Annotated in this window: 16 protein-coding genes; 10 read left to right on the top strand and 6 right to left on the bottom strand. The window is 69.4% G+C overall.

Annotation, left to right across the window (positions count from 1 at the left end; all coding sequences use genetic code 11):
• The first annotated feature begins 148 nt into the window (after positions 1-148).
• Positions 149-3226, top strand: coding sequence for an FAD-binding and (Fe-S)-binding domain-containing protein (locus tag BMZ83_RS02295; RefSeq protein ID WP_074875184.1), 3078 nt, complete (start codon positions 149-151; stop codon positions 3224-3226).
• A 153-nt stretch (positions 3227-3379) separates the two neighbouring features.
• On the opposite strand, the gene BMZ83_RS02290 is transcribed toward BMZ83_RS02295, so the two are convergent.
• The gene (locus BMZ83_RS02290; protein ID WP_074875182.1) at positions 3380-4462 is read right to left on the bottom strand and encodes a pyridoxal phosphate-dependent aminotransferase; all 1083 of its coding nucleotides are present in this window, start codon (positions 4460-4462) and stop codon (positions 3380-3382) included.
• A gap of 60 nt (positions 4463-4522) precedes the next feature.
• Positions 4523-4930, bottom strand: a complete 408-nt coding sequence (locus tag BMZ83_RS02285) for a GIY-YIG nuclease family protein (RefSeq protein ID WP_241729518.1) — start codon at positions 4928-4930, stop codon at positions 4523-4525.
• Between the two features lie 76 nt (positions 4931-5006).
• On the opposite strand from BMZ83_RS02285, the gene BMZ83_RS02280 reads away from it, so the two are divergent.
• The 3 genes from BMZ83_RS02280 to dnaK all read left to right on the top strand — a co-directional run bounded on the left by BMZ83_RS02280 (position 5007) and on the right by dnaK (position 10111).
• Positions 5007-7343, top strand: a complete 2337-nt coding sequence (locus tag BMZ83_RS02280) for a DEAD/DEAH box helicase (protein ID WP_074875179.1) — start codon at positions 5007-5009, stop codon at positions 7341-7343.
• Positions 7344-7406: 63 nt separating this feature from the next.
• Positions 7407-8057: a nucleotide exchange factor GrpE gene (locus tag BMZ83_RS02275; protein WP_074875178.1), complete on the top strand. Its 651-nt coding sequence runs from the start codon at positions 7407-7409 to the stop codon at positions 8055-8057.
• Positions 8058-8191: 134 nt separating this feature from the next.
• Complete coding sequence (gene dnaK, locus BMZ83_RS02270; protein ID WP_074875176.1) at positions 8192-10111, top strand: molecular chaperone DnaK; 1920 nt, start codon at positions 8192-8194, stop codon at positions 10109-10111.
• Positions 10112-10204: 93 nt separating this feature from the next.
• Here the strand turns inward: dnaK and BMZ83_RS02265 are convergent, their stop codons facing one another.
• Complete coding sequence (locus tag BMZ83_RS02265; RefSeq protein WP_074875174.1) at positions 10205-11377, bottom strand: arginine deiminase family protein; 1173 nt, start codon at positions 11375-11377, stop codon at positions 10205-10207.
• Between the two features lie 124 nt (positions 11378-11501).
• On the opposite strand from BMZ83_RS02265, the gene dnaJ reads away from it, so the two are divergent.
• From dnaJ to BMZ83_RS02245, 4 genes are all read left to right on the top strand, one after another.
• A complete protein-coding gene (gene dnaJ, locus BMZ83_RS02260) occupies positions 11502-12668 on the top strand; it encodes a molecular chaperone DnaJ (RefSeq protein ID WP_074875172.1) in 1167 nt (388 codons plus the stop codon).
• Positions 12669-12720: 52 nt separating this feature from the next.
• Entirely contained in the window at positions 12721-13041 is a 321-nt protein-coding gene (locus BMZ83_RS02255) for a cupin domain-containing protein (protein ID WP_074875170.1), read from the top strand.
• A gap of 56 nt (positions 13042-13097) precedes the next feature.
• Complete coding sequence (locus tag BMZ83_RS02250) at positions 13098-13835, top strand: acyl-CoA synthetase family protein (RefSeq protein ID WP_074875168.1); 738 nt, start codon at positions 13098-13100, stop codon at positions 13833-13835.
• Between the two features lie 83 nt (positions 13836-13918).
• Positions 13919-15220: a dicarboxylate/amino acid:cation symporter gene (locus BMZ83_RS02245; protein ID WP_074875166.1), complete on the top strand. Its 1302-nt coding sequence runs from the start codon at positions 13919-13921 to the stop codon at positions 15218-15220.
• Between the two features lie 39 nt (positions 15221-15259).
• Here BMZ83_RS02245 and BMZ83_RS02240 read toward each other — a convergent pair whose 3' ends face one another.
• Positions 15260-17266: an AMP-binding protein gene (locus BMZ83_RS02240; RefSeq protein ID WP_074875164.1), complete on the bottom strand. Its 2007-nt coding sequence runs from the start codon at positions 17264-17266 to the stop codon at positions 15260-15262.
• A gap of 123 nt (positions 17267-17389) precedes the next feature.
• Here BMZ83_RS02240 and BMZ83_RS02235 point away from each other — a divergent pair, with 123 nt between their 5' ends.
• On the top strand, positions 17390-17992 hold the full coding sequence (locus BMZ83_RS02235) for a TetR/AcrR family transcriptional regulator (protein ID WP_074875162.1): 603 nt from the start codon (positions 17390-17392) through the stop codon (positions 17990-17992).
• The gene (locus BMZ83_RS02230) at positions 17992-19230 is read left to right on the top strand and encodes an MFS transporter (RefSeq protein WP_074875160.1); all 1239 of its coding nucleotides are present in this window, start codon (positions 17992-17994) and stop codon (positions 19228-19230) included. Before BMZ83_RS02235 ends, BMZ83_RS02230 begins: the two co-directional genes overlap by 1 nt.
• 118 nt (positions 19231-19348) lie before the next feature.
• On the opposite strand, the gene gyrA is transcribed toward BMZ83_RS02230, so the two are convergent.
• Together gyrA and gyrB are read right to left on the bottom strand one after the other, a co-directional pair.
• Complete coding sequence (gyrA, locus tag BMZ83_RS02225) at positions 19349-21826, bottom strand: DNA gyrase subunit A (protein WP_074875158.1); 2478 nt, start codon at positions 21824-21826, stop codon at positions 19349-19351.
• On the bottom strand, positions 21823-23760 hold the full coding sequence (gene gyrB / locus BMZ83_RS02220; RefSeq protein WP_074875156.1) for a DNA topoisomerase (ATP-hydrolyzing) subunit B: 1938 nt from the start codon (positions 23758-23760) through the stop codon (positions 21823-21825). Before gyrB ends, gyrA begins: the two co-directional genes overlap by 4 nt.
• Positions 23761-24060 lie beyond the last annotated feature (300 nt).

The following is a 24060-nucleotide window of genomic DNA, read 5'->3' as shown; positions in this document are numbered from 1 at the left end:
ATCGTTCGCATACGTGAAACCTCTTCCGACTATCACGAACGCGCTCGACGTCGACGCCACCCGACTGACGTAGCCCCCGCGGATCCGCGGCGACGATTACCCTCCTGGATGGCGTGTGTTTTTCCTTGGTCTCGTGCAACCATGACGTATGGCAGCGGATCACGACCCGTCGATCGACGGAGACTTCGACTACCAGGGCGGCGACGTGGCCCGGCCGGGGCTCGTCGCGGACCTCGAGCGCCTCGTCGACGGCGAGGTTCGGTTCGACAGCTACTCCCGCCAGCTCTACGCGACCGACGCCTCGGCGTACGAGGTCACACCCATCGGCGTCGTTCTCCCCGAATCGACCGCCGACGTGGCCGCGGTCGTGGAGTACTGCGCCGAGCGGGAGATCCCCGTCCTTCCCCGCGGCGGCGGCACCAGCCTCGCCGGCCAGACCGTCAACGAGGCGGTCGTGCTCGACCTGACCGCCGAGATGGACGGCGTGCGCGAGGTCGACCCCGACGCGGCGACGGCGACCGCAGCGGCGGGCGCGATCGTCGCCGAACTCAACGCCGCCTGTGCGCCCCACGGGCTGAAGTTCGCGCCCGACCCGGCGTGGCGGGACAAGTCAGCCCTCGGCGGCGCGATCGGCAACAACTCCACCGGCTCGCACTCGCTGAAGTACGGCAAGACCGACGTGTACGTCGAGTCCTGCGAGGCCGTACTCGCCGACGGCACCGTCACGCAGTTGGGCGAGGAACGCGTCGGCGACCTCCGTGAGCGCGCCGATCCCGAGGGCGACCTCGAACGGCGTATCGCGGCGGGCGTCGTCGACGTACTCGACGGCCACGCCGAGGAGGTGCGCGAGCGCTACCCCGAACTCAAGCGCAACGTCTCGGGGTACAACCTCGACGTGCTGGTCGACGAGGGGACCGTCGACGGCGAGGTTTCGGCGGACGCAACGGTCAATCTGGCACGCCTGCTCGCCGGGAGCGAGGGGACGCTCGCGTTCGTCACCGAGGCGACCGTCTCGCTCGAACCGGTCCCGGCTACGAAGGCGGTCGCGCTGCTGGCCTACGACGACCTGATCGCGGCGATGGAGGACGTGAGCGCGGTGCTCGAACACGATCCCGCCGCCGTCGAGGTGATGGACGACACCCTGCTCGACCTCGCCCGGGACACCCAGGAGTTCGCTGACGTGGTGGGGATGCTCCCCGAGGGCACCGACTCGGCGCTGCTCGTGGAGTTCTACGCCGACAGCGACGACGAGGGGCGGCGGAAGGTGGCCGACCTGCTCGCGGACCGTCGGCCGGGGACCGACACCGCCGGCGACCCGAGCGACTCGCCGCCGAGCGCCGGCGATCCCCCCCGGGCGATGGCGGCGATGGAGGCCCACGACGAGGAGACGCGGGGACGGTTCTGGAAGATGCGGAAGGCCGGGATGCCCATCCTGCTCTCCAGAACCACCGACGAGAAACACCTCTCCTTCATCGAGGACTGCGCCGTCCCTCCCGAGAAACTCCCCGAGTACACCCGGCGGTTCCAGCAGATCCTCGCGGACCACGACACGTTCGCCTCCTTCTACGCCCACGCCGGCCCGGGGGTGATCCACGTCCGGCCGCTGATCGGCACCAAGACCGAGGCCGGCGTCGAGCGCTACGAGTCGATCGCCGACGCCGTCAGCGACCTCGTCGTCGAACTCGGCGGCAGCGTCTCGGGTGAACACGGCGACGGTCGCGCACGCACGCAGTGGAACCGGAAACTGTACGGCCAGGAGCTCTGGGAGGCGTTCCGCGACCTCAAGGCCGCGTTCGACCCCGACTGGCTGCTGAACCCGGGCCAGGTCTGTGGCTACGCGGCCGACGAGGCGCGCCCCCAGCAGTTCCCCGAGCGCGCCGACGCCGTCGAGATGACCGAGAACCTGCGGTTCTCCCCCGAGTACGAGTTCGAGGCCGGCTTCGACCCCGAACTCAGGTGGGAGAACGACAACGGGTTCCAGGGGATGGCCGAGCTCTGTCACGGCTGCGGCGGCTGCCGTGGGGATCAGGACACCACCGGCGGCGTGATGTGCCCCACCTACCGCGCCGCCGACGAGGAGATCCAGGCCACCCGCGGCCGGGCGAACCTGCTCCGGCAGGCGATGAGCGGCGACCTCCCCGAGGAGGAGGTCTTCACCGAGGAGTTCGAGGACGAGGTACTCGACCTCTGTATCGGCTGCAAGGGCTGTGCGAAGGACTGCCCGAGCGAGGTGGACATGGCGAAGATGAAGACCGAGATCGAGCACGCGCGCCACCAGCGCGAGGGCAGCAGCTTGCGGGAGACGCTGTTCGCCAACGTCGACGCCCTCTCGCGGGTCGGGAGCCGGCTCGCGCCGCTCTCGAACGCCGCCGCGAACCTGCCGGGCGCGCGCTGGCTGCTGGAGAAGACCGTCGGCATCGCCGCCGACCGATCGCTCCCGACGTTCCACCGCCGGAGCTTCGAGGGCTGGATGGCCGACCGCGAGCCCGCGGTTTCCGAGGCGGAAGCCGACCGGAAGGCCCTGCTCCTCCCGGACACGCACACGAACTTCAACGCCCCCGGGCAGGGGAAGGCCGCGGTCCGCGTGCTGGAAGCCGCCGGCGTCCACGTCCGACTCGCCGAGGCGGCCGGCCCGAGCGGCCGGCCGCCGCTCTCGAAGGGGTTCGTCGGGCAGGCCCGCGGTCACGCCCGAGAGAACGTCGACGCGCTCGCCCCCCGAGTCCGCGATGGCTGGGACGTGGTCGTCGTCGAACCCTCCGACGCGGTGATGCTCCAGTCCGACTACCACGACCTGCTCACGGGCGACGGCGTCGAGGCCGTCTCGAACGCGACCTACGGGCTGTTCGAGTACCTTGACTCGTTCCACCTCGACGAGGAGCTCGACGCCGCCGGCGAGGGGTCGCTGGTCTATCACGGCCACTGTCACCAGAAGGCGACCAAGAAGGACCACCACGCGGTCGGCGTCCTCCGCCGTGCCGGCTTCGCGGTCGAACCGCTCGACTCCACCTGCTGTGGGATGGCCGGGAGCTTCGGCTACGAGGCCGAGCACTACTCGATGAGCAAAGCGATCGGGCGGCTCCTGTTCGACCAGGTCGAGCGCGCCGACGCGGAGGAGGTCGTCGCGCCGGGCGCCTCCTGTCGCACCCAACTCGGCGACCGCCCGGGCGCCGACGCCGAGCCGGCCCATCCCGTCGAGAAGCTCGCCGCCGCGGTCGACGACGCCTGACTGCGCCCGGCCGGTCGGGCCCACTTTTCAAGTACGAGAGCGCGACCACTCGCCCCGTGACCTGAGAACTGCGGCGGGGCAGCAGCGGTAGCGTGGCACCTGCCCCGCCAGCGACCCGCCACCTGTTCGCCAACTCGCCGGCGATCGCGCTCCTCAGAGGTCGTCGAGTAGCCGCCCCAGTTCCGCCAGTCCCGCCTCGACGGCCGCCGGGCGCCGCCCCGCCGAGAGTCGGATCCCCGACGGTGCCCCGAAGAAGCGCCCCGGGACGACGAGTACGCCCGCGTCCCACGCCGCCTCGGTGAGTGCGTCGCCGTCGACGCGTTCGTGCTCGACCAGCCCGAACGTACAGCCGGCGGCGATCCGCCCGTCGAGATCGTCCCGGCCGTCGACGAACGACGCGAGCAGCTCGTGGTTCCGCCGCAGGTGGGCCCGCGAGTCCGCGACGAGCTCGTCCCGGTGGGCGAAGAAGCGCCGAGCGAGCGCGCGGGACGGCTCCGCGACCGACGGGACGTGCATGAACACCTCCCGGGCGCGGTCGACGAACGACTCGTCGGCGATCACCCAGCCGATCTGGAGCCCGCCGAGCCCGTGAAACTTGGTGAAGGAACCGGTCACGACGGTGTTCGACAGCCCCGCGGCCGTGACACCTCCGAACGCCCCTCCGGAGCCCGGGTCCGCCGTGTAGGGGCCGTAGACCTCGTCGACGAGCAGGCGAGCGTTCGTGTCGGCCACCGCCTCGGCGACCGACGCCAGGTCGCCGCGCGACGTGAGCCGTCCAGTCGGGTTGTGGCGGTTCGTGACGGTGACCAGCGCCGTCCCCGGGGACGTCGCGGCGGTGATCGTGTCCGGGAGCAGCGGGTACCCGGAACTCGCCGGGCGTTCGAAGCGCTCGATCTCCCCGCCGACGCCGGCCGGGGTGTGGATCAGCGGGTCGTACCCCGGGCGCTCGACGAGGACCTCGTCGCCCTCGGCCAGCGACAGCGCCGCCGCGGCGGCGAGGAAGTTCGCGTGGGTCGCCCCCGCGGTCACCAGCACCCGGGACTCGTCGACGCCGTACTCCGCCGCGATGGCGGCTTCGAGTGACGGCGGGTCGGCCGGGTCGTCGAGCCCCGCGAGCGGCGACGGGACGACCGACCCGTGCGCGCGATCGGTCCGGAGATCGCTCGACCCGAGGTCGTGTGTCGCCGTCTCGGGCCGGCCGTGGATCCACTCCAGATACGGCATCGGTTCGTACATGGCTCGGGGATCGGTGTGGAGGGGCTAAGAGCCACCGGCTCACCGGCCGCGCTGCCGGGATCAACCACGGTGGACGTCGCGCGCTCGCTCCCGTGCGGCGTCGATACTGTCGAACCGCGCGAGGTGGGTCTCGCAGTCGCAGTCGGAGGCGCCGAAGCCCGACACGGGGCCGCTCCCGAGCGCCTGCGCGACCGCGCACTCACAGTCCCGCTCGGGCGTGCGCTCGACGGCGACCAGCTCCACGTCGGGGTGGCCGCCGAAGTAGTCGACGTGCCAGTGGCGGACGTCGTGCTCGCCGGCGGCGACGCGCCGGTGGCGGTCGATCCGGGAGAAGCCGCCGCTGCCGAGCGCGCTCCCGGTGTAGCAGTAGCCGCCGGCGGGGAACCGGTGGGTCCCCAGTGCGCCGACCTCGATAGCGGCGGCGTTCGGCAGCGCGAACACGAGCGTGTAAGTGCCGCCCTCGGCCATATCCCCGTCTCGGCGTCGGCGCCCAAAAGCGGCCGGGACCAGAACCGTCATACTCCGCCCGCGCCGAACAGACGGCGTGCACGACCCGCTCGACTGGCTCCGCGAGCGGCCCTACTACCGAGATCAGGTGGCCGCCCATCGACGCGTCCCGCCACGCGACCCCCGGTTCGCGGAGCTGGATCTCGAACAGCGCCTCGAAAGCGCGCTGGCCGAGCGCGGCATCGAGCAGCCGTTCCGCCACCAGACCGACGCGGTTCGGGCCGTTCGGGCGGGCGACGACGCCGTGATCGCGACCGAAACCGCGAGCGGGAAGAGCCTCGCCTACACCGTGCCGGCGTTCGAGAACGCGATGGATCACGGCGGCCGCACGCTGTACATCGGCCCCCAGAACGCGCTGATCGCCGACCAACTGGAGACGCTCTCGGAACTCGCTCGGGATCTGGGGTTCGGGTCCCGGGTCGCCGTCGAGCAGTACACCGGTCGCCTCTCGAAGTCGGAGAAGCGCGACGTGCGTGACCGCCGGCCGACGGTGCTGCTGTCGAACCCCGACATGGTCCACTACGCGCTCCTCCCGCACGCCCACCGGCTCTGGGAGTGGTTGTTCAGTTCCCTCGAACGGGTGGTGATCGACGAGATCCACAGCTACCGGGGCGTGTTCGGTTCGCAGGTCGCGCTGCTGTTGCGGCGACTCAACCGGATCTGTGACCGCTACGGCGCCGACCCGACCTACGTCTGCTGTTCGGCCACCATCGGCAACCCAGTCGAGCACGCGGCGACGGTGACCGGGCGGGACCCATCGGGGTTCACGCTGGTCGACGACGACGCCTCCGCGACCGGGCCGCGGGACTGGGTGCTCTGGAACCCCCCGGAGTACGAGCAGGATCGCGGGACCGGGCGTCGACGCTCCAGCCACACCGAGTCGATGCGCCTGTTCGCCGACCTCGTCGAGGCGGGCGAGCAGACGCTCGTCTTCACCCGGAGCCGCCAGACCGCCGAGCGATACGCCGAGGAGTCGGCGAAGGAACTCCGGAGTCGCGGCGCGACCGAGTTGGCCGGGAAAGTCGGCGCCTACCAGGGCTCGCTCACGGACGAACGCCGGCGGGAGTTGGAGGGGCAGCTCCACGACGGCGACCTCCGCGGCGTCTGGAGCACGACCGCGCTCGAACTCGGCGTCGACGTCGGCGGGCTGGACGCGGTGATCGTCGACGGCTACCCGGGGACCCGGATGGCGGCGTTCCAGCAGGCCGGCCGCGCGGGCCGGGGCGACGACCCCGCTCTCGTAGTGCTCGTCGCCGGCGAGGACCAGTTGGATCAGTACCTGATGCGGAACCCGGAGACGTTCTTCGAGGGCGAGCCAGAGGACGCGATCTCGAACCCCGAGAACGAGGAGCTCCTGCCGGACCACGTCGCCTCGGCGGCCGCCGAGAACTGGCTCTCCCGGGACGACGACCGCCACTTCGGCGAGCCGTACCCGGACGTGGTCGCAGAGCTGGAAGCGACGGGGGTTCTGGAGCGCCGGAACACAGAACGGGGACTCCGCTGGACCCACGACGGCGACGAGAGCCCCCAGCACGGCATGAACCTCCGGACCATCGACGACCGCGAGGTCGACCTCCGGGACGCCCGCTCGGGCGACGTGGTCGCTTCGCTGTCGTTCTCGGACGCGCTCCGGGACGTCCACCCCGGCGCGATCTACCACCACCAGGGCCGGCGGTACGAGGTGGCCGAGTTGGATCTGGACCGCGATACGGCCCGGCTGGAGCCGACCTGGGCCGACTACCACACGCGGGTCCTGACCGAGAAGGACGTGACCGTCCATGAGGACCTGCGGGAGAAACCCCTCTCGGCACGACCGGAGACCACGGTTCGGTTCGCGGACGTCTCCGTCACCGAGCGGGTCACGGGGTTCGAGCGTCGCGACGCCGCGTCGGGCGACACGCTAGGTCGGGAGTCGCTGGACCTCCCCGAGACGACGCTCCGGACGAAGGCGCTCTACTGGACCGTCCCGGAGGCCGTCGAAGTCGAGATGCGGGCGATGGCGGCCGAGGACGGCGACCCGGAGTACGGCTTCAACGGCGGCATCCACGCGGCCGAGCACGGCGTCATCTCGCTGTTCCCGCTGTACCTGCTCTGTGACCGGGCGGACGTCGGCGGGCTCTCGACGCCCTATCACGGCCACACCGACCGGTCGACCGTCTTCGTCTACGACGGCCACCCCGGCGGCGTCGGCCTCGTCAGGCGCGGCTACGACCGGATCGAGGAGCTCATGCGCCGAACCGCCCGGCTGATCGACGACTGCGACTGCGCCGACGGCTGTCCGTCCTGCGTGCAGTCGCCCCACTGCGGCAACGCGAACGATCCGCTCTCGAAACCCGAGGCGGTGTTCATGCTCGATGCGCTGACCGGCGACTGATCCCGCGCCGACTGGCGGGGCGGTTTTGCAACGCTTAAACCCACGGCGGCGCTTCCTTCGGTTATGACCGACGACGCCGACGCGGCAGCCGAGGAGCCGACCGAAGCCGAGACGGGCGTCGACGCGCCCGAGGAAACGGACGCCGAGACGGCGCCCGAGGCTGACGCCGGTGCCGAGGCTTCCGCGGCGGAGGGGGAGCGCGAGCAGGAAGAACTCGACCGGTCGCTGATCGAGCGTGTCGCCGACCACGACGAGGCGTTGGCCGAAGAACTCGAAGCGGAGCGAGCCGACTACGAGGAGCGCGTCGACGACCTCGAGAGCAAACTCACCCGCAAGCAGGCCGACTTCCAGAACTTCAAGAAGCGCCAGCAGAAGAAGCTCGAACAGCAGCGCGCCCGCGCGACCGAGGACCTCGTGGAGCGCCTGCTCCCGGTCCGGGACAACCTCGCCCGCGCGCTGGCGCAGGACGGCGACGCCGACATCCGCGAGGGCGTCGAGAAGACGCTCGGGGAACTGGACCGCGTGCTCGACGACGAGGGCGTCGACCGCATCGAACCCGAGGTCGGCGAGGAGCCCGACCCCGAGCGCCACGAGGTACTGATGCGCGTCGAGAGCGACCGCCCCGCCGGCGTCATCGACGAGCTCTACCGCCCCGGCTACGAGATGGGCGACCGCGTCATCCGGACCGCACAGGTCACCGTCAGCCAGGAGTAGCGGTCGGTGGACGGTTCGGGATAAATCCTTCTCCGTACCCCGCCGCCGGGTGGCAGAACCGCAAGCGGGCGTTGGGGTTGTCTCCGGGCGTTAAAGCAACCTTTAACCGACTCAACCCGGAAGGTATGAGCAAGATGGCGAGCAACAAGATCCTCGGAATCGACCTGGGGACCACCAACTCCGCGATGGCCGTCATGGAGGGTGGAGACCCCGAGATCATCGTCAACAGCGAGGGCGATCGAACCACGCCGTCCGTCGTCGCGTTCTCCGACGACGGCGAGCGACTCGTCGGCAAGCCCGCCAAGAACCAGGCGATCCAGAACCCGGAGAACACGATCGCCTCGATCAAGCGCCACATGGGCGACGAGGACTACACCGTCGAGGCCGAGGGCGAGGAGTACACGCCCGAGCAGATCTCGGCGATGATCCTCCAGAAGCTCAAACGCGACGCCGAGGAGTACCTCGGCGACGACGTGGAGAAGGCGGTCATCACGGTGCCGGCGTACTTCAACGACAAGCAGCGACAGGCGACCAAGGACGCCGGCGAGATCGCCGGCTTCGAGGTCGACCGCATCGTGAACGAGCCGACGGCGGCGTCGATGGCCTACGGGCTCGACGACGACTCCGACCAGACAGTCCTCGTGTACGACTTGGGTGGGGGGACGTTCGACGTGTCCATCCTCGACCTCGGCGGCGGCGTCTACGAGGTCGTCGCGACCAACGGGGACAACGACCTCGGCGGCGACGACTGGGACGAGGCGCTGATGGACCACCTCGCCGACGAGTTCGAGAACGAGCACGGCATCGACCTCCGCGAGGACCGGCAGGCGCTCCAGCGGCTCAAGGACGCCGCCGAGGAGGCCAAGATCGAGCTCTCGAACAAGAAGGAGACGACGGTCAACCTCCCGTTCATCACGGCGACGGACTCCGGCCCGGTCCACCTCGAGCAGTCGATCACGCGAGCGACGTTCGAGTCGCTGACCGAGGACCTGATCGGGCGCACGGTCGAGCCGACCGAGCAGGCGCTCGAGGACGCCGGCTACACCAAGACCGACATCGACGAGGTCATCCTCGTCGGCGGCTCCACCCGGATGCCCCAGGTCCACGAGCAGGTCGAGGACCTGGTCGGCCAGGAGCCCAAGAAGAACGTCAACCCCGACGAGGCCGTCGCGCTGGGTGCGGCGATCCAGGGCGGCGTCCTCTCCGGCGACGTGGACGACCTCGTGCTGCTCGACGTGACCCCGCTCTCGCTGGGGATCGAGGTCAAGGGCGGCCTGTTCGAGCGCCTGATCGAGAAGAACACCACCATCCCGACCGAGGAGTCGAAGGTGTTCACCACCGCGGCGGACAACCAGACCTCCGTGCAGGTCCGGGTGTTCCAGGGCGAGCGCGAGATCGCCGAGGAGAACGAGCTGCTCGGCGAGTTCCAGCTGACCGGCATCCCGCCGGCGCCGGCCGGGACCCCCCAGATCGAGGTCACGTTCAACATCGACGAGAACGGTATCGTCAACGTCGAAGCCGAGGACCAGGGCTCGGGTAACGCCGAGTCGATCACCATCGAGGGCGGCGCCGGCCTCTCCGACGAGGAGATCGAGGAGATGCAGCAGGAGGCCGAGCAGCACGCCGAGGAGGACAAGCAGCGCCGACAGCGCATCGAGGCCCGCAACGAGGCCGAGGGCGCGATCCAGCGCGCCGAGACCCTGCTCGAGGAGAACGAGGAGAACGTCGACGAGGCGATCGTCGAGGACGTGGAAGCCGCGATCGAGGACGTCGAGGAGGTTCTGGACGACGAGGACGCCACGGCCGAGGAGCTCGAGGAAGTCACCGAGGAGCTCAGCGGCGAGCTCCAGGAGATCGGCAAGCAGATGTACCAGGAGGAGGCCGCTGCCGGCGGCCCCGGCGGCGCAGGTGCCGCGGGTGCCGGTCCGGGCGGCATGGGCGGCGCCGGCCCGGGCGGCATGGGCGGCGACGCCGGTGCTGGCGCGGACGGCGACGACGAGTACGTCGACGCCGACTTCGAGGACGTCGACGAGAACGACGACGAGGACGAGTAACGCGAGCCCGAGGGGTCGTTCCCGTCGGCCCGAAAACGAGCGGAGCGAGCTTTCCGAACCGAACGGGCCGTAGCTTTTCGTGCGGTTCGAATCTCACCGACGCTCCAGCGGCACGGTCATGCAGTTGATCCCGCCCGCGCCGCGGGTCAGCACGCCCTCCGGGATCCCCTCGCCGTCGGGGAGCACCTCGACGCCGCGCTCTTTCAGGCCCTCGATGGTGGCGTTCAGGCCAGGGTCGTAGTTCCCGTCCTCGTCGGTTCGGTGCATCGGGACGACCACGCCATCGTCGACGGTGAGGAAGTTCGCGGCCCAGCGCTCCGTCGGCCCCGTCTCGACGACGTCGTAGCCGCGATCGCGGAGGTACGCGAGCGCCGACGTGGACCGATCGAACTCGTAGCCGTCGCTCGTCTTCCGGAACACGTCGACCGTCGCGGCCTCGGCCAGCGTGGGGTCGGTCACCGCGAGCCCCTCGGCGGCGAGGTTGCACCAGCCGAGCAGGTGGAGCACGCGGGAGCCGATCCCGTGCTCCTCGCGGTGGCGCCGGTCCGCCGAGAGCGGCGCGCGCACGAGGCCGACCTCCTCGAACCCGACGGCGCCGGCCTCGAGGAACTCCCGGCCCGCGTCGTAGGTGGTCCGGATCACCTCCTCCTCGCCGTCGACTTCCGCCGAGACGCCCAGCAGCGCGAACTCGTCGGCCGGCAGGAACTCCCCGCCCTCCAGGGGCCGGTGCATCTCGTGGCCGAACTCGGCGCCGAGACCCTCCCACGCCCGGCGGACGACCGGGAGTTCGTCCTGCCGGACCGGCTCGCCCATCTCGCACAGGACGGGGCCCTCGTCCCCGACGACGACGGTGTCGCTCTGGAACAGCGTGTTCGAGATGGGCTGGCGGAGTTCGACGCTCGTCCGGTCGTTCGCCTCGGAGAGCTCGGCCCGCGAGAGGACGAGTTCCAGCGTCTCCCGCGGGCTGAACGCGGCAGTCGCCGCGGCGGCGTCGACGCCCTCCGGCACGTCGACGTACTCGTCGACCAGAGCGTCGAGCTCGCCCGCCGCGGCGAGGTCGTCCGCGAGGAGGTGCACCTCGACGCCCGCGGCCGCGAGGGCGTCGGTCATGCGCTCGTGCTCCCGTGCGGCCTGTGCTGGCGGCAGCGGGGCGTCGAAGAGGTTCGTCTCGGGATCGAGCGCGCCGGGCCAGAGTTCGAGTCCCGGTCGGTGGGCGCGAACGTGGCTGAGACGGTCGTACTCGGCGCGGGCGGTGAACGATGGCATTCGTGTACACGGTGCACGACGGGGGCGATGAATCCATCGCCGCGACAGGGTACCGCGACCGAGTGATCGCCGCGGTCGGAGCCACGCGATTCAAATACGCCGAGCGAGTTTGTTCCGATAACGAATGAGCGAGGACTTCTACGAGGTGCTGGGGGTCTCCCGGGACGCCGACGAGGACGAGATCCAGCAGGCGTTCCGCAAGAAGGCTTCCCAGTACCACCCGGACGTGAGCGACGACGACGACGCCGAGGAGAAGTTCCGCAAGGCCAAGAAGGCGAAGGAGGTGCTCACCGACGAGGAGAAGCGCCAAGCCTACGACCAGATGGGCCACGAGCGCTTCGAACAGGCCGAGAAGCGCGGCGGCTTCGACGAGGGCGCCGGCGGCGCCGGCGGGATGGGCGGCGGCCCGTTCGGCGGCGCCGGCGGCGGCGGTGGCGGCTTCGAGGACATCTTCGAGCAGTTCTTCGGCGGCGGTCGCGGGGGCGGCCGTGGCGGCGGCGGCAACCGCCCGCAACAGGGCCGCGATATCCGCACCGGGATGTCGATCACCCTCGAGGAGGCCTACGAGGGCGTCAGCAAGGAGTTCACCATCGAGCGCCCCGAGGAGTGCCCGGACTGCGGCGGCGCCGGCCACCCCGACGACGCCGACGTGGAGACCTGTCCGGAGTGTAACGGGCAGGGCCAGGTCACGCAGGTCCAGCAGACGCCGCTGGGCCGGGTCCAGCAGACCCAGACCTGTCGGCGCTGTGGCGGCGAGGGCGAACTCTACTCCGAGGAGTGTTCGACCTGTTCGGGCGACGGCGTCGTCCGGCAGGAGGCCAGCCTGCAGGTCGACGTGCCCGCCGGGATCCAGAGCGGCCAGAGCCTCCGGATGGAGCGCGAGGGCGCCCCCGGCGAGAACGGCGGCCCGAAGGGCGACCTCCTCATCGAGGTCGAGGTCGAGGACCACCCCGAGTTCGAACGGGACGGGGCCGACCTGGAGCACCGCCACGCGATCTCGTTCCCGCAGGCGACCTTCGGCGCGACCGTCGAGGTGCCCACGCTCGACGGCCCCGTCGAACTCGACGTTCCCGCGGGCACGCAGTCGGGCGAGCGGTTCAGACTCCGGGGGAAGGGGATGCCCCGCCTGCGCGGCCGCGGGCAGGGGAACCTCTACGTCGACGTGCAGATCGTCACGCCGGACGACCTGAACGAGGAACAGCGCGAAGCCCTCGAACGGTTCGCGGAAGCCGGCGGCGAGGAGGTCGACGTCGACCGCGGCTTCTTCGAGAAGCTCCGGAACTCGTTCTGAGGCTGGCGGCGGCGGTCGCTTTTTGGCGCGGGCGGCCGATAGTCGACGCGCAATGAGTCACGACGCCGCCACCTACGACGACGTGGAACCGAAAGCGCCCGGGATGTACTTCCTCCGGGACGCGCTCGACTGCGAGAACCTCGGCGTCACCGTCGTCGAGGCCGACGCCGGCTGGGAGGGGATGGAGCACGACCACGAGAGCGACGGGCAGGAGGAGGTGTACCTCCTGCTCTCGGGTGCGGCGAAGCTCACCGTCGAGGACGAGGTCATCTCGATGGACGCGGGCGACGCCGTGCGCGTCGACGCCGGAGACTCCCGGATGCTCATGTTCGAGGCGGACGACTCCCGGATGGTGATCGCCGGCGCTCCCTGATCGCCGGCCCCACCGCCGACCGCCGGAGCCTTGGTTCTCCCGCCGCGAGTGGGCGTATGGACGCCGTCGGCGACCTGCTCGCCCGCGACCGGCGCAGCGACCGCCCCGCGCTCGTCGTCGGTGACGGTCGCGAGCGGAGCTACCACGAACTGATCACGAACGCCTACAAGGCGGGCAACGTCCTGCGCTTCCACGGCGTCGGCGAGGGCCGGACGGTCGCCGTCGCGCCCGTGCCCGACCTGCCGCCGGTATTCGCCTTCCTCGGCGCCGCCCAACTCGGCGCAGCGACCCGGTTCGATCCCGAGGCCGGCGCCGACGCCGGCGACCGACTGCTGCTCGTTCCCGGCGCCGAGCAGGCCGCGTACGACCCCGGACCCGGAACCAAACTCGCCGTCTTCGGCGACGACGCCGACGCCGCCGACACCGTCGACTGGGAGGAGTCCGTCTGGAGCGAGAACCCCGCCTTCCCGCCGACCAGCGTCGATCCCGCGACGCCGTTGCTCGTCGGCGAGGACTGGCGGGTGAGCCACGGCGACGCACTCACCGCAGCCGCGGAGGTGGCGGACCTGCGGCGGCTGGACGCCGACAGCCGCGTCGTCGTCCGGAGTTCCCTGGCGGAACCGGGGGCCGTCGTCGCCGGCCTGCTCGCGCCGTTACTCGTCGGGGGATGTGCCGTGCTGGCGGATCCGGCCGCGCCCGCGAGCGACGCACGCGGCGATCTCGCGGTGACGAGCGGGAGAGGACCGGAACCGGCGACGCTGGCGCCCGACGACGTCCTGCGATCGGTCGAGTGAGCCGGCAGCGGCGTCGTGGCTAGCGGCCACGGTCGCCATTGGGCTATCGCTTAAGTACCCCCGGGTGAATTACCGACTGACGTATGAGTACACTCTCGACGTACTGGTCGCGCTACCGATCGGTTCCCATCGTGTACCGGATCGGGACGGCGTTCGTCCTGGGTTCGGTCTTCGGGCTCGTCGTCGGTCAGCCCGCGACCAGGCTGCAGCCGCTCGGTGATCTCTTCGTCCAACTGCTGAGCATGCTGATCATCCCCATCATCGTGTTCACGCTGCTGATGGGGGCCAGACGGTTGACGCCGAGCAAACTCGGCAGGATCGGCGGGCAGGTCGTCGGACTGTACGCGATCACGTCCGGGCTCGCCGTCGCCTTCGGGCTGCTGGTCGCGAACGTCATCAACCCCGGTGAGAACCTCCAACTGACTGGCGGTGAAGCGATGGAGGCCGAGGCCCCCGACATCGTCGATGTGATCCTCGGCATCGTGCCCGGCAACGTCATCGGCTCGATGGCTGCGGGTGACATCCTGCCGGTCATCTTCTTCGTCATCGTGTTCGGCTACGCACTGGCTGTTGTCGAGGAATCCGATCAGGTCTCCGAACAGGTCAACGAGGGGATCGAGAGCTTCTACAACCTCGCGGAGGCCGGTGCTGAGGCGATGTTCAAGATCGTCTGGGGCGTGATGGAGTACGGCGTGCTCGGCGTGTTCGCGCTGATGGCGGCCGTGTTCGGGCAGGCGGGCGTCGACGCCATCCTCCCGTTCGCGCTGCTCATTCTGACCCTCCTGCTGGCCGTAACCCTGCACATCGCCGTCGTCCACCTGGGCGGGCTGGTGATGCTGCTGGCCGGCCAGTCGCCGATCAAGTTCCTCCGCGGCGGGCGCGACGCCCTGGTCACGGCGCTGTCGATCCGGTCCTCGTCGGGGACGCTACCCGTGACGATGAGCGACGCCGACGAGAACCTCAAGATCGACGAGAGCGTCTACAGCTTCTCGCTCCCCCTGGGCGCGACGATCAACATGGACGGCACCGCGCTCTACCAGGGGGTCGCGGCCATCTTCGCCGCGAACTTGGTCGGGGTGTCGCTGACGCTCCCCGAACAGTTCACCGTCGTCGTCGTCGCCGTGCTGGCGAGCATCGGCGCCGCCGGCGTGCCCGGGACGGGGCTGATCATGCTGACGCTGGTGCTCACCCAACTCGGGCTGCCGCTCGAAGTGGTCGGGTTCGTCGCGGGCGTCGACCCGATCCTCGACCGGATGCGGACGATGACCAACATCTCCGGCGACCTATCGGTGACGACGGTGGTCGCCAAGTGGAACAACGCTATCGACTTCACCAGCGGGTCGTGGGTCGGTGAGCCGCGCGGCCCGGCGCCGGCTGACGACTGAGTCGGCAAAAACAGTTGGGTGGGGAACCCCCCGACCGGTCTACGACGCGTCTTTCAGCTGCTCGAACGCCTCGGGGTTCTCCATCGAGGAGAGGTCGCCGGGGTCCTCGCCGCGGTAGGCCGCCTCGATCGCGCGGCGGATCACCTTGCCGGACTGCGTTTTCGGGAACTCCCCGACGAAGATGACCTCGCGGGGGCGGAACGGTTTGCCGTGCTCCTCGCCCACGAGCGTGCGGAGTTCGTCGGCCAGGTCGTCGTCGGGGGTCACGCCGGCCTCCGGCACGACGTAGACGACGACCGCCGTCCCGGTCGTCTCGTCGGGGACGCCGACGGCGGCGGCCTGGTTCACGGCCTCGTGCTCCACGAGCACGGCCTCGATCTCGGCGGGGCCGACCTTTCGGCCGGCGACGTTGAGCGCGTCGTCGGCGCGCCCGTGGAGGAACCAGAACCCGTCCTCGTCCTTCTGGGCGAAGTCGCCGTGGTCCCAGAGGTCCTCCCACGTCGACCAGTACTCCGCGAGGTAGCGCTCGTCGCCCGACCAGAGGCTCTTGGTCATCGAGGGGCAGGAGTCACGCGCCACGAGGAAGCCGCGCTCGTGGGCCTCCTTCACCGACTCGCCGTCGGCGTCGACGATGTCGATGTCCATCCCCAGTCCGGGGCCGCCCAGCGTGCCGGGCTTGAGGTCGTTGATCGGCATGGGCATGAGGAAGCAGCCACAGATCTCCGTGCCGCCGGAGATGTTGATGATCGGCGCCTCGCCGCCGCCGACCTGCTCGTAGAACCACATCCACGACTCGGGGTCCCACGGCTCGCCCGTGGACCCGAGCAGGCGCAGGCTGGAGAGGTCGTACTGCTCGACCACGTCGTCCCCGTGCTTGCGCAGCGCCCGGATCGCGGTGGGCGAGACGCCGAAGGTGGTGATGCCGTGTTCCTCGATCATCTCCCAGAACCGGCCCGGGTGCGGGTGGTCGGGCGCGCCCTCGTACATGAACGTCGTCCCGGCGAAGTGGTGGTTGCCGATCAGCGTCCACGGGCCCATCATCCAGCCGATGTCGCTGACCCAGAAGAAGCGGTCGTGGTCCTTCTGGTCGAAGCCGAAGTGGATCTCCTTCGCACACTGCACGAGCACGCCGGCGTGGGTGTGGACGATCCCCTTCGGCTCGCCGGTCGTCCCGGAGGAGTACAGCAGCATCGACTCCTGATCCGACGGCAGGGACTTGGTGTCGTACTCGCCGGACTTGGGGGAAACGGCGTCGTCCCACCACTCGTCGCGCTCGTCCTCCCACGGCACGTCCACGTCGGGGTTCTCGCGGTCCCCGAGTCGGTCGTAGACGACGACGTTCTCGACGTGGCCGGCCTGCGCGATCGCCTCGTCGGCGCCCTCCTTCAGGCGGATCGGACTCCCCCGGCGGTAGAAGCCGTCGCCGGTGAACAGCACCGCGGGCTCGGCGTCGTCGATGCGGGTCGCGGTCGCCTCGACGCCGAACCCGGAGAAGATCGGCACCGCGATGGCGCCCACCTTGAAACAGCCGTAGAGGATCGAGATGACCTCCGGCACCATCGGCATGTACAGCCCGACAGTGTCGCCGGTCTCGACGCCGGCGTCCTCGAGGTAGTTCGCGACGCGGTTGGCCTGCCGGTAGAGGTCGTGGAACGTCCGTTCGTCGACCTCGCCGTCCTCGCCCTCCCAGATGCAGGCGACCTTGTTGCGCTCGGGGGAGTCGACCTGGGCGTAGCGATCCAGGGTGTTGTGGGCGATGTTGATCTCGCCGCCGGGGTACCAGTCGGTGAACTGCGGCCCATCGCCGTCGTCACGGACGGTGTCGTACGCCTCGTAGAACTCCACGTCGAGGTAGTCGGCCATCTCGTCCCAGAACCAGTCGACGCCGGAGTCGGGTTCCCCCTCGACCTCGGTCGTCGTTCGCTCGATCAGTTCCTCGTAGTCGTCGATACCGTACGCCTGCATGAACTGCCAGACGTTGGTCGACTCCACGAACTCCCGGTCCGGTTCGTGAACGACCTCGTCGAACCCCTCGGTCGCGTCCATACGCGCGAGGTTTTGGCGGCGACGGGAAGTAACTTTCTCGACAAGGGTCGCTCGACCGAGGGCCGGCGGTGGCTAAATGTCTGATCAGTACGTTTATCGTTACTGAGTGAGTACTCAGACAGTATGAGTTCCGATACGTCCGGCACCGACACCCGCGAGCAGTTGATGGCGGCGACCTACCGGGTCCTCGCGGAGCGGGGGTTCGCGAACCTGACCACCCAGCGCGTCGCCGACGAGGCCGACTGCAGCCAGTCGCTCGTCCACTACCACTACGACACCAAGGACGACCTCGTCGTCGCCTTCCTCGAGTGGGTTCACGAGCAGGAGACCGAGTGGCTCGAGACGCTGGGGGACGGAAGCGCCGAACGGCGACTACGGCGGTTCGTCGACGCGCAGCTCTCGATCCCGGCGGACGACGAACACGCTCGGTTCAACGTCGCGTTCGTCGAACTGGCGGCCGCTGCGGCCCGCAACGAGCGCTACCGGGCGGTGCTGACGGCGTTCTCCGAGCGACTGCAGGCGACCCTCGCCGGGATCGTCCGGGACGGGATCGAGGCGGGCGAGTTCAGGCAGGTGTCCCCCGAAGCGACCGCCCGGTTCCTCCGGTACGCACTCCAGGGAGCGGTCCAAGCTGACCTCACTCTCGACGAACCGGAAGCGAAGCCCCAGACGGAGGCGGCCGTCGACGCGTACGTCGAGGGGATGCTTCTGGCCGAGAGGGACTGATGCGCGCGCTCCTCCGGGAGCGGGGGTTCGCGGCGCTCTGGCTCGCGCAACTGATCACCCGGATCGGTGACAGCATCCACGAGATCGCGCTGATCTGGATCGTGTACGAGGTGACCGGCGACCCGCGACTCGTCACGCTCGTCGCGCTGGCGAGTTTCACGCCGGGAGTGCTGCTCTCGATCCCGGCCGGCGTCGTCGTCGACCGCGTCAACCGGAAGTACCTCCTCGTCGCCACCGAGGCCATCCGCGGAGTGGTCACGCTCTCGATCCCGATCGTTGGCGACGGGCCGTACCTCGTCCCGGTCGTCATCGCCGTCGCGCTGATCGCGGGCACGATGGAGACGTTCTTCGGGCCCGCCCAACAGGCGATGATTCCGCGGCTGGTCCCGCAGGCGGACCTCGACGCCGCGAACTCGCTGAACAACCTCACGCTGTCGACCTCCCGGCTGTTCTACGCGCTCGGCGGCGTCATCGTCGGTGTCGGCGGCTCCTTCCTCGCGTTCTACATCAACGCCGGAACGTTCCTGCTCTCGGCGCTTGTGTTGCTCGCCGTGCCCGCCACGGCGGGCGTGACCGAGCGCGGGACGGACGAGGCTTCGCCGCCCCTGCTCGCGGAGGCCCGTGAGGGGATCGAGTTCGTCCGGGCGAGCCCGGCGCTGCTCTCGGTGATCGCGATGGGGGTGTTCGTCGACTTCGCGTTCGTCCCGCTGGTCGTCGTGCTCCCGATATTCGCCGCCCTCGTGGTCGGCGGTGGGAGCGTGACCTACGGCTTCCTGCTGGGGTCGTACTTCGCGGGGACGCTCGTCGGGAACCTCCTGATCGGGCCGGTTCGCGAGGTCGTCGACGCCCGCCGTGGCGCCGTCATGGTTTCGGCGACGGTGTTCACGGGCAGTAGTCTCGCGCTCGCTGCGTGGCTCCCCACGGTCGTCTCGTTCCCGCTGGCGGCCGCCTGTGCCGGGATGGCTCTTGCCGGCGGCGCGAACCCGTTCCTGAACGTCCCGCTGACGACGTACATCCAGGCGACCGTTCCCGACGAGCAGCGCGGCAAGGTGCTGTCAGTCATGCGACTGGGGATCACCGGCGCGGCGCCGATCGGGATCGCGCTCGCGGGGCCGCTCGTCGAGGCGTTCGGCCCCGTCGCGGTGCTGCTCGGGATGGCCGCGATCGTCGTCGCCGCCGGCGCGAGCGGGCTCGCAACGCCGCTGATCCGGATCGGCTCCGTTCGCACCCCCGAGTGACGGTTCGGACGGTCGAACCACTCGACCGCAGGTGGACCGTTCGAACTTCTCAAAAATTCTGTACTGTTCGGGCTGTGCAGACGGCGGGGGAAGTGAAAACGGAGAACGGTGGGGCGACTTACTCCTCGTCCTCGACTCGCTCGGCGTCGATCACGTCGACGGCGGCGACGCCGTCGTCGGCCTCCAGCTCCATCACCTTCACGCCCATCGTGTTCCGGCCGACGATCGAGAGGTCCTCGACCGGACAGCGCATGATCTGGCCGGCCTCGCTCATCGTCACGAGGTGGTCGCCCGGCCCGACGGCGTGGAGCGCGGTGACGCCGCCGTTTCGCTCGTTAGTCTTGATGTCGATCAGCCCCTTCCCGTTGCGGGACTGGACCCGATAGGCGTCGAGGTCCGAGCGCTTCCCGTAGCCGTTCTCGGTCACGGTCAGCAGCCACGAGTTGGACGACTCGTCGATGCCGGCGACGGCGGCGACCTCGTCCTCGCCCTCGAGGTCGATGCCCCGGACGCCGCGGGCGGTCCGCCCCATCGCACGGGCCTCGGTCTCGTCGAACCGGATCGACATCCCGTCGCGGCTGGCGATCACCACGTCCTGGCTGCCGTCGGTGACCTCCACGTCGGCGAGTCGATCGCCGTCCTCGAGGGTGATCGCGCGGATCCCCGTCGAGAGGATGTTCTGGAACTCCGAGACGCCGCTGCGCTTGATGTAGCCGCCGCGGGTGACCATCGTGAGGAACTGCTCGTCGTCGTCCTCGCCGTCGTGTTCGACGTCGGCGGTGTTGACGACGGCCTCGATCTGCTCGTCGTCGTCGAGGTCGAGCAGGTTGACCGCGGACTTCCCGCGGGCGGTTCGGGACATCTCCGGCACCTCGTAGGTCTTCAGCTTGTACACCTGCCCGTGGTTGGTGAAACAGAGCAGGTAGTCGTGGCTGTTGGCCACGAACACCGAGGCGACGGCGTCGCCCTCCTTGAGGTCGGTGCCGATGATCCCCTTCCCGCCGCGGTTCTGGGCGCGGAACACCTCGAGGGGCATCCGCTTGATGTAGTCGTCCTCGGTCATCACGACGACCTGCTCGGACTCGGGGATCAGGTCCTCGTGGGTGACCGTGCCCGAGTCCTCGATGAAGCCGGTGCGGCGCTCGTCGCCGTACTCATCGGAGATCTCCTCGAGTTCGTCGACGATGACGGCGTCGAGTTCCTCGTCGCTGTCGAGGATGGTCTCGAGGCGGTCGATCGTCGCCTGCACGTCCTCGTACTCCTCCTCGATGGAGGCCCGCTCCATCGAGGTCAGGGAGCCGAGCTGCATCCGGACGACGTGGGCCGCCTGCTCCTCGCTGAACCCCCACTCCTCCTGGAGCATCGCCTTGGCGGCGTCGCGGTCGTCGCTGTTCCGGATCGCCTCGACCACGTCCTCGGCGTTCTCCAGCGCCTTCAGCCGACCTTCGAGGATGTGGGCGCGGTCCTCGGCCGCCGCGAGGTCGTACTGGCTACGCCGTCGGACGACCTCGCGGCGGTGCTTGATGTACTCCTCGAGGGTCTCCTTGAGGTCGAGGACCCGCGGCTGGCCGTCGACCAGCGCGAGGTTGATCACGCCGAAGGTGGTCTCGAGGTGGGACTCGAGCAGTTGGTTCTTCACCACATCGACCATCGCGTCGCGCTTGAGCTCGATCACGATGCGGATGCCGTCGCGGTCGGACTCGTCGCGCAGGTCGCGGATCCCCTCGATCTCGCCCTCGTTCACGTCGTCGGCGATTCGCTCGATGAGGCGGGCTTTGTTGGCTTGGTACGGGAGTTCGGTGACGACGATGCGGCCCGCCTCCTCGTCGGTCTCGAAGCGGGCGCGCAGGCGGAGCCGCCCGCGGCCGGTCTTGTACGCCTTGTGGACGCCGTTGCGGCCGACGATGTTCGCGCCCGTCGGGAAGTCCGGCCCCTGGACGTGCTCCATCAGGTCCTCGACGGTCGCCTCGGGGTTCTCGATCAGTTCGACCGTGGCGTCCACGATCTCCCCGAGGTTGTGCGGCGGGACGTTCGTCGACATGCCGACCGCGATGCCCGAACTGCCGTTGACAAGCAGGTTCGGAAACGCCGACGGCAGGACTTCCGGCTCCGTCAGCCGGTCGTCGTAGTTGCTCTCGAAGTCCACGGTGTCCTTGTCGAGGTCCTCGAGCAGCTCCTCGGCGATCGGCGACATGCGCGCCTCCGTGTAGCGCATCGCCGCCGGCGGGTCGCCGTCGACGGAGCCGAAGTTCCCCTGGCCGTCGACCAGCGGCGCCCGCATCGAGAAGTCCTGCGCCATCCGGGCCAGCGCGTCGTAGATCGCGCTGTCGCCGTGGGGGTGGTAGTCCCCCATGGTGGTCCCAACGATGGAGGAGGACTTCCGGTGGCCGGAGCCGGCGGTGATGCCGTCCTCGTGCATCGCGTAGAGGATGCGGCGGTGGACCGGCTTCAGGCCGTCCCGGACGTCCGGCAGCGCGCGGCCGGCGATGACCGACATCGCGTAGTCGATGTAGCTCTGCTCCATCTCGTCTTCGACGCGGACGTGCTCGATGCGCTCGGCGTCGGCGTCCCCGTCGTCGGGTACATCCGTGCTCATATGTCCACCCACTCGGCGTCCTCAGCGTGTTCCTTGATGAACTGCTTTCGCGGCTCGACGGCGTCGCCCATCAGCACCGAGAACATCTTGTCGGCGGCGGCGGCGTCGTCGAGCGTGATCTGCTTGAGCACCCGGTTCTCCGGGTTCATCGTGGTCTCCCAGAGCTGTTCGGGGTTCATCTCCCCCAGCCCCTTGAACCGCTGGACCTGCGAGGGGTTGCCGTTACAGACCTCCTCGACAACCTGGTCCCGTTCCGCCTCGGTCATCACGTCGTAGGTCTCGCCGCGGTAGCGGACCCGGTAGAGCGGCGGCTTGGTCGCGTAGACGTAGCCGGCCTCCAGCAGCGGCTTCATGTGCCGGTAGAGGAAGGTGAGCAGCAGCGTCCGGATGTGGGCGCCGTCCACGTCGGCGTCGGTCGCCATGATGATCTTCTGGTACCGGGCCTCCTCGATGTCGAACTCGTCGCCGATGCCCGTCCCGATGGCGGTGATCAGCGCGCGGATCTCGTCGTTCTCCAGCACCCGGTCGAGCCGGTGTTTCTCGACGTTGAGGATCTTCCCCTTCAGGGGGAGCACGGCCTGGAACGCGGCGTCACGCGCCTGCTTGGCGCTGCCGCCAGCGGAGTCGCCCTCCACGACGAACAGTTCGGCGTTCTCCGGGTCGCGGCTCTGACAGTCCGAGAGCTTCCCGGGCAGCGCCGTCGACTCGAGCGCCGATTTCCGGCGGGTGAGCTCCTCCGCCTTCTTCGCGGCCTGCCGGGCCTTCGCGGCCTCTGCGGCCTTGGCGACGATCTTCTCGGCCGTGTCGGGGTTCTCTTCGAGGTACGTGCCCAGCCCCTCGTGGACCGTGCTCTCGACGATGCCCCGGACCTCGCTGTTGCCGAGTTTGGTCTTGGTCTGGCCCTCGAACTGCGGGTCGGGGTGTTTGATCGAGACCACGGCGGTCAGCCCCTCGCGGACGTCCTCGCCCTTGAGGTTGCCGTCGACGTCGCCGATGAGGCCCTCCTCGTTGGCGTAGTCGTTGACGACGCGGGTGAGCGCCGTCTTGAACCCGGTCAGGTGGGTCCCACCCTCGCGGGTGTTGATGTTGTTGGCGAAACTGTGGACCGAGCCCTGGAGTTCGTCGGTGGCCTGCATCGCCACCTCGACCTGGATCCCCTGCTCCTCGTCCTCGAAGTAGACCACGTCCTCGTGGATCGGGGTCTTGGTCTCGTTGAGGAAGCGGACGAACGCCCGGATCCCGCCCTCGTAGCGGAACGTCTCCGAGCGAACTTCGCCGTCTTCGGCTTCCTCGGGGCGCTCGTCGGTGAGTTGGATGCGGACGCCGCTGTTGAGGAAGGCGAGTTCACGGAGCCGGCTCTCCAGCGTGGTGAACTCGAAGTCGGTGGTCTCGAAGATCTCCTCGTCGGGCCAGAACCGGATCGTGGTCCCGGTGCTCTCGTCGGCCTCGAGGTCACGGACGCGGTCGATGTCGCCCTGCGGTTCGCCGCGCTCGAACTCGTGGCGCCAGACGGCGCCGTCGCGTTTGACCTCGGCGGTCAGGCGCGAGGCGAGCGCGTTCACCACGCTCACGCCGACGCCGTGGAGGCCGCCGGAGACCTGGTAGGACTTGTTGTCGAACTTCCCGCCGGCGTGGAGGACGGTCATGATGACCTCGAGTGCGGGGCGGTCGTACTCTTCGTGCGTGTCGACGGGGATCCCCCGTCCGTCGTCGGTGACGGAGACGGAGCCGTCGTCGTGGATACTCACCTCGATGTGATCACAGTGTCCGGCCAACGCCTCGTCGATGGCGTTGTCGACGACCTCGTAGACGAGATGGTGGAGCCCACGGTCGTCGGTGGACCCGATGTACATGGCGGGGCGTTTCCGAACGGCCTGGAGACCCTCCAGGACCTGGATCTGGCCCGCGCCGTAGTCGGCGTTCTCTTCTGACATAGCGCGTACTATCCGAGAGGCGGTCCCGCCGGATAAAGGGCTCGCACGCGCGGGCGAGCGCGCGAAGAGAAAATCGCAGACTGCATAGGGAAGTTCGGGATTACCGAAAGCGATTCGACGGTTCGGAAAAGTGAGTTTGGGGCCGGCCGTGCGGGGGTGAAACACGGCCGAATCGGGGCGCGCGCGAGACTCGCCGAGCGCTCGTCGACGGTACATCCCGAGCCCCGGTCGGATCGCGCTGTCGTCGACGCCGCATCGACCGACTGAACCAGTCGCCCACGCGGAGTTTCAGTTTCACCG

This window comes from Halolamina pelagica (assembly GCF_900115675.1).
Classification (GTDB): domain Archaea; phylum Halobacteriota; class Halobacteria; order Halobacteriales; family Haloferacaceae; genus Halolamina; species Halolamina pelagica.
This window is presented reverse-complemented; position numbering and strand designations above follow the sequence as displayed.

Excerpts from the sequence above, each read along its gene's own strand:
- BMZ83_RS02295 (WP_074875184.1), top strand. The coding sequence starts at position 149 with ATGGCAGCGGATCACGACCCGTCGATCGACGGAGACTTCGACTACCAG.
- BMZ83_RS02275 (WP_074875178.1), top strand. The coding sequence starts at position 7,407 with ATGACCGACGACGCCGACGCGGCAGCCGAGGAGCCGACCGAAGCCGAG.
- BMZ83_RS02290 (WP_074875182.1), bottom strand. The coding sequence starts at position 4,462 with ATGTACGAACCGATGCCGTATCTGGAGTGGATCCACGGCCGGCCCGAG.
- BMZ83_RS02245 (WP_074875166.1), top strand. The coding sequence starts at position 13,919 with ATGAGTACACTCTCGACGTACTGGTCGCGCTACCGATCGGTTCCCATC.
- BMZ83_RS02235 (WP_074875162.1), top strand. The coding sequence starts at position 17,390 with ATGAGTTCCGATACGTCCGGCACCGACACCCGCGAGCAGTTGATGGCG.
- BMZ83_RS02230 (WP_074875160.1), top strand. The coding sequence starts at position 17,992 with ATGCGCGCGCTCCTCCGGGAGCGGGGGTTCGCGGCGCTCTGGCTCGCG.
- BMZ83_RS02265 (WP_074875174.1), bottom strand. The coding sequence starts at position 11,377 with ATGCCATCGTTCACCGCCCGCGCCGAGTACGACCGTCTCAGCCACGTT.
- gyrB (WP_074875156.1), bottom strand. The coding sequence starts at position 23,760 with ATGTCAGAAGAGAACGCCGACTACGGCGCGGGCCAGATCCAGGTCCTG.
- BMZ83_RS02285 (WP_241729518.1), bottom strand. The coding sequence starts at position 4,930 with ATGGCCGAGGGCGGCACTTACACGCTCGTGTTCGCGCTGCCGAACGCC.
- dnaK (WP_074875176.1), top strand. The coding sequence starts at position 8,192 with ATGGCGAGCAACAAGATCCTCGGAATCGACCTGGGGACCACCAACTCC.
- BMZ83_RS02240 (WP_074875164.1), bottom strand. The coding sequence starts at position 17,266 with ATGGACGCGACCGAGGGGTTCGACGAGGTCGTTCACGAACCGGACCGG.
- dnaJ (WP_074875172.1), top strand. The coding sequence starts at position 11,502 with ATGAGCGAGGACTTCTACGAGGTGCTGGGGGTCTCCCGGGACGCCGAC.
- gyrA (WP_074875158.1), bottom strand. The coding sequence starts at position 21,826 with ATGAGCACGGATGTACCCGACGACGGGGACGCCGACGCCGAGCGCATC.
- BMZ83_RS02255 (WP_074875170.1), top strand. The coding sequence starts at position 12,721 with ATGAGTCACGACGCCGCCACCTACGACGACGTGGAACCGAAAGCGCCC.
- BMZ83_RS02250 (WP_074875168.1), top strand. The coding sequence starts at position 13,098 with ATGGACGCCGTCGGCGACCTGCTCGCCCGCGACCGGCGCAGCGACCGC.